General features: G+C 55.7%; 4 protein-coding genes and 1 pseudogene. 3 read left to right on the forward strand and 2 right to left on the reverse strand.

Features of this window, described 5'->3' with window-relative positions:
- Nucleotides 1-44: 44 nt before the first annotated feature.
- Nucleotides 45-818 (reverse strand): NYN domain-containing protein, encoded by a 774-nt coding sequence (locus tag AC070A_RS34010; protein ID WP_113737574.1) that lies wholly within the window; start codon nt 816-818, stop codon nt 45-47.
- 333 nt (nt 819-1,151) lie between these two features.
- Nucleotides 1,152-1,617, reverse strand: a pseudogene (locus AC070A_RS34015) (IS66 family transposase); the annotation flags it as partial.
- 134 nt (nt 1,618-1,751) lie between these two features.
- Between AC070A_RS34015 and AC070A_RS34020 the strand changes: the two are divergent.
- The 3 genes from AC070A_RS34020 to AC070A_RS34030 all read left to right on the forward strand — a co-directional run bounded on the left by AC070A_RS34020 (nt 1,752) and on the right by AC070A_RS34030 (nt 5,714).
- Nucleotides 1,752-2,951, forward strand: coding sequence for a DUF262 domain-containing protein (locus AC070A_RS34020; protein ID WP_162770999.1), 1,200 nt, complete (start codon nt 1,752-1,754; stop codon nt 2,949-2,951).
- A 2-nt stretch (nt 2,952-2,953) separates the two neighbouring features.
- Complete coding sequence (locus tag AC070A_RS34025; protein ID WP_113737572.1) at nt 2,954-3,658, forward strand: hypothetical protein; 705 nt, start codon at nt 2,954-2,956, stop codon at nt 3,656-3,658.
- A gap of 772 nt (nt 3,659-4,430) precedes the next feature.
- Nucleotides 4,431-5,714 carry a hypothetical protein gene (locus tag AC070A_RS34030; protein WP_162770998.1) on the forward strand — a complete coding sequence of 428 codons (1,284 nt, stop codon included), beginning with the start codon at nt 4,431-4,433 and terminating at the stop codon, nt 5,712-5,714.
- The last annotated feature ends 286 nt before the right edge of the window (nt 5,715-6,000 follow it).

A 6,000-nucleotide genomic window follows, 5' to 3' on the forward strand; every position in this document is an offset into this window, starting at 1 on the left:
GATCAATAGCACGTCCCCAAAACCATCGCACGCGTATCCTCAACCTACCCGTTCTTGAGGCGAACCATAACGATTTTGGGATTGTCCGGCGCTCGCTCGATGGTGACGAGGCCCGAGGCTTTTACGAGGTCACTCAATCTGGCAAAGCCGTAGTTGCGTGCGACGAAGTCGGGCGCTTGCTTTGCCAAATGTCCGCCCACCTGGGCCAAATTGGCTCGGCCGTCTTCGTCGGCGGTCGCCATAACAGCGTTGATCAACATGTCTCGAGCCGTCTTATTCAAGGCTGCCTTCTTCGCGGCGGGTTTTGCGGTGGCGTGTTTAGCCTCGGCGGGCTTCTGAGGAGCGGCAGCCGCCGCCTCTTCGATTTCTGCACCGTTTTCGTTGAGGACGTCGAAATAAACGAACCTGTCGCAAGCGGTGATGAATGGCCGGGGTGTCTTGCGCTCACCGAACCCATAAACGGTGACCGCCTGTTCACGGATGCGGGCCGCTAACCGCGCGAAATCGCTGTCGCTAGAGACGATGCAGAAGCCAGAAAAACGTCCCGTATAGAGCAGGTCCATGGCGTCTATGATCATCGCACCATCGGTCGCATTCTTTCCGGTCGTATACGCGAATTGCTGAATTGGCTGAATCGAATGCTCGAGAAGGCATTCCTTCCAGCCCTTCAAATTCGGCCCTGTCCAGTCACCGTAAATCCGTTTGACGCTCGCCGTTCCGTAATTGGCGATTTCAGCCATTAGACCGACAATGATTTTTGGCGATGCATTATCGCCGTCGATAAGCAGCGCCAATGTTCCCGAGTTTTCCGTTGCCATCTCCACCCCCCATGGCGACCATCAGACTACGCGCATTTTTGTGATTTGAATGTCTAAAACTCAATTACCACCCACCATCCCCGGCAGTTTCAATCAACCCTCTAAGCGCGACATGTTGTCGACCAAGCAACCTACGATTTCGAGACCAAGAGCCCTCCTATTCCCGATTTCGGAATTAGCGTCAGCAACATACTGAAGGCACAAACTTGCGAAATGTCTTTCCGTTTGTGCAACTTTTGATATTAATTAGGCTGTCGTCATATAATTTGAGGGGTTTGCGACGCCTTGACGCTGTCGAGGTCAAGTTCGATCGGCCGCTCGACCGCCCCGCCAACGCGCATGTGCCCAACAATAGGCAAGTCGAATGTGCGGCCCGATGCGATCCGGTGCGATCAACCGGTTATATCCGGCGTAGCCGGTCCACCTGAAGGATGCCCGTGAACCCTTGCAATATCCGTTCGGCGTGCTGCCCACCGCGACCCGGAGCATAGGTGAAGGCCACACCGTGCGGATCACCTCCGCTCCACGGTCGGTTGTCACGGGCCAGCGCCCAGAAGTATCCGGTCTTGGTTTTACGGGAGCCTGGATCAAGCACTGGCGCACGGGTCTCATCCATGAACAGCTTCGTCGACCGCTTCAGATCGGCGATCAGAGCGTCAAAGACCGGGCGCAGTTCGAAAGCGGCGCGACCGACCCAATCGGCCAGCGTGGAGCGGTCGAGATCAATACCCTGGAGGCTCACGATCTGGGCCTCCCTGTAAAGTGGCAGATGATCAGCGTACTTGGACACCAGCACGAATAAGGAAGGGTAGTGACCGACTACCACTATTCGCGGAGCTCATAGTGTCGGCTGAGCTTGCACCATAACATGGAGCAACCTACAGATATGACACGGTCGGGGAAGCAACCGGTTTTGAAGAGATGGGTTCTTGGATGTCTGAGGTCAATGTGGAATTTGCAGAGGAACAGGATGCCGGATTGGATATTCGGCAGGTACAGAACTTTTCAGACGCTGTCTTGCATTCTGCCGACTGGACTGTGGAGACAATCGTATCTCAGCTGACCCGAAGTAATATCGAGATGAATCCGCGATTTCAGCGCCGGGACGCATGGTCGAGGCAGAGGAAAAGCCTGTTCGTTGAATCGCTGATCTTGGGGCTTCCTGTTCCGCAGATTGTACTGGCTGAAAAGCAAGGCCAACGCGGCAAGTATATAGTCTTAGACGGAAAACAGAGACTTTTGTCTCTTCTCCAGTTCACAGGAAACGCTACTGGTCCGCACAATGGCTTCCGCTTGTCGGGCTTGGAGGCTCGTGATGATCTCATACGCAAGAGGTATGAAGACCTATCTGATCCGGGCCTCGAGGCGGATTTAAATGCATTCCTGAACTACACAATTCGAACGGTCGTCATCAGGAACTGGCCGGACCATGATTTTCTTCATCTTGTATTTCTTCGTCTGAACACAGGTAGTGTGAAACTTTCCCCTCAAGAACTCCGCCAAGCTATGTTTCCAGGTCATTTCTCAAATGAGGTGGATGATCGCGCGGCTGCCTCAGGTCCGCTTCAAGCCCTTCTAGGACGCGAGACGGCCGATCCTCGCATGAGAGATGTGGAACTATTGACGCGCTTCCTTAGCTTCCAACTCTTCCTCAACAGATATGGCGGGAGAATGAAAGACTTCCTCGACACGACCTGCGACACTCTTAACAAAGAGTGGCCTGCACGAGAGGCCGAGGTTTTAGGTCTTATTGCAGAGTTCGATCTCGGTGCCGCAGCGCTAATCGACATCTTTGGAGTGGAGGCAGTCGCTCGTAAGCAGGGTTCGATGTCTTTCAACCGGGCGATTTTTGACGCCCTAATCTTCTATGCTGCGAACCCTGCTATTAGGCAGGGCATGGTAGATAACGGTGGCGTGGTCCGCGGCGCCTACGCTGGTATCCTCTCAGACGAGGACTTCTTGGCGGCCGCCGAGAGTGACACCGCCGGGGTGCCTAACACGCTAACCCGTTTTGTACGTTGGGGACTGGCGCTGCGAGGTGCCTTGGATATGCCTTTCGAGACACCAAAACTTCGTCCCGCAGATGAGGATTTGCACAAGGTAGGTATCGCGTTCGAAGGGTTCGGGGTCTAGTCATGGCGTCTCCGAGGTACGAGGAGCTGGTAGAGCAACTTGCCATATTGCGAAACCATCTCCTCCCTGCTGAATTTGATCCAACGGGCCTATATGACGATGCAGGGGCCATATCTACCAAAGCCTTGGCGTTTCGTGTTCTCGCTCACGCTGAAGTGGAATCGTTTTTCGAAGACCGAGCGCTCGAAACTGTGTCTCAGGCTCGGGCGGCTTGGCTCAAGCGACGTTATGTTTCCAGGACTGTCCTTTGCCTTCTCGGCTTCAGTGGTCGTGCAATGGAGGAGCCGCCAAGTACCTTGCAAGCGCCAAGCGAAAACAAACGGAAGGCTTGGCCGGAACTTATAGATATCTCCGAGCGCATCGCGCCGATCATCGCGGCCTTCCATCACTTCGTTCGGAACGAAAATCACGGGATTAAAGAGAAGAACCTTCTTTCTCTTCTTATTCCAATCGGTGTTGACCACAGGCGGATTGATCCTGCCTTCCTCGCCGACATGGAATCCTTTGGGGCACTCCGTGGCGTGGCAGCTCATACGTCCACGCGGACTGTCGTGCGACAGGGACTGAACCCTGCTGATGAGCTTAAACGTGTCGAGGCATTATTGAATGGAATCGCCGCGCTAGACAGTGAAATAAACAACCTCCTAGCAGACGTACCTGCGGATGAGCCGCTCGTGGCGGCAGAAGTTGCACCAGTGCTTCAGTAGTCCATCATGACGCAAGAGGAGCAATACACCACGGAATGTTGCCGGTCGCAGATGGACAGTGAACTCCCTGGGAGCTTGCCCCTTCGTTGCGCAGCGTACCTTGCTAGTAGGGTGAGCTTATCCGTCGCAAGGCCGCTTTTGGCAGTGGTGTAATCGGCGTCCAATTTTTGCCGGAACACAGTCCCGGGTGATTACGGGCAGTTGTACGACGCCGGGAACCGGTCGAGAACGGACATGCAATCCGTCTGGACCACCCCGTTTGTAACGGCGTATCTTCCTTGGCAGGAGATTCTTTGCCGAACGCTGAGAGGGCACGATGGAACTTCGCTTCGAATTGAGTGGGACGGTGCTTTTTAAGACAAACTCAGAATGTGTCCCGACCATTGGGTCGGTGGTCGAAATTCGAACGGACAGTTACAAGAAAGGGCTTAATGCTGGCTCTATAATCTCGGTCCCGATCACAGACGAAAATCCTCCCAGATTCGTCTTTACCGAAGGCGACATCGCTGTCGTGTATATTGAGGTAAATGGATACGAGATTATTCAGGAAGGTCCGACGCCTGACTGATCGTGGCTCTGCGCCTGCTTCGCCCACATTGCGGCCGTTCCTGCTGCCCGCTGTGAATTTCCTCTGTCCACACACGTGAGGCGATCTAAGGTGGCCGGTGTGACCGGTACCCTGGGAGTCGATTGTGCCCTCGCTCGGCATAATTTTCCGATTATTTCAATTAGTTGACGCGCCGCATGGTCGCGTCTCGGAGGACCAGGATTCGTGAAGATCAGTCGAAGCAAGAAATGGGTATCCGACCCAATGCTCGATGCCCTACTGCGCGAGTTCGTGGCGAGTACGGAGCTCAGCGAAGGCGGGCTCATGTACCGACGCGATGACTTCAAGGAACTATTCGAAATCCTGCCCGATGCGTTCGTGGTGACTCCCGCGATCAGCCGTTCGGAAGCAATTGGCCTATTCTCTAAGGCACTCCTGGAATGCCGCTACGCCGGCACGATGTACGCCGACGCGATTATCACGAGCGCAACCGCTTTTCAGAAGAAGGCGCTCGCAGTGCCTGCCGTGCCCTACACCCTGTGGACCAAATTCCGCGCCCGCGATATGGCGCACAGCAAGGGGTTCAAGCTGGACTGGCGCGGGGTGAGCCTCCGCACGGCTGCGCATCTTCCCGCTTGGCTGCAGCGCGAAGAATATCTGCTAAACGGCGTCGGTCGCATCTATCCACGAAAGCCCGCCTCCTATGGATATGTGATCCTCGTCTGCGACGAACGGAATGAGGACCGCGCGGTCAATCGGATGATGGATGCATTCCAGCTCATGCTTGGACTCCTCAATCTTTACGAAACTTGGCAGCGACGTACTCCTTGGGGCGGCCGCTATTGGACTGAAGGCAAGCTCTGGCCTGGGCCAAACCACTTCGTGTTCCAAAAGAAGGAATTCCGCGGCGAGGATCGCATCTGGTACAATCCCGAATACGATGAGGAGGCTTGGAATCGGCACCCCCCGCAAATGGAGCGCATCCTTCAGGTAGTACCCTGGGCGCGTAAGGCGTTGGGAGCGCTCGATAGTCATCCGTTATCAGATGTGCTGGTTCGAGCGATCCTGCTCTTGCAAGACGGCCTCGCGACTCGCGACAGCAGCCACCGCTTACTGCGTTACTGGTCGGCGCTCGAACAGCTCTATGTCGAGCCCGACGCAAAGAGCCGCTCCAATGAGAAGGTGCTCGAACGCGCCGTGTTCGCCGAGCTAGAGCCCGAGCTGTCGAAATGGAAGCTCGAGCACATCGCGCGGCTTAGGAACGACTACGTTCATGCCGGTGGTCCGGCCGACGACCTACATGATATGTGCCAGTTTCTGCGCGAGTTACTGGCGCGCCATATCAATCACTGGATTTTCCGCGGAAAAGACCTTGCCGACCATGCCGCATTGCTTCAGTTCGTCAAACTGCCATCGGACCGCGCGGCTCTGGTTCAGGCGCGCGAGATGATCGACCGTCGCCTAGCCTATCTAGATGGAGAGCAGCCGGCGGACGACGGCGCCGAATAAGCCCCCGGAGGTACACCCGTTCCCTCCTCCGTCTGACGTTAAGCTCGGTTAACCTTGATGTAGTTCTAGAACCCGGGCGTGCCAGTGCGGCCCAAACCATAGCGTCGGCCGCCGCTTCCGGCGCAATTTCCCCAGAGCAACCCGGGCTTTGAAGGGCGCCTCCCCGCCCCGCGCTGAAACTGCAAGGTAAAAATCGAGGGCGAATATTTCGTAAGCGACAAGGAGACCCCATCTGGCAGGGGTGATGGACGTCACGCTATGGCAGGCATCTGATTTCTCTGACTGT

It is taken from the genome of Ensifer sp. GW101-20A05, assembly GCF_059424735.1.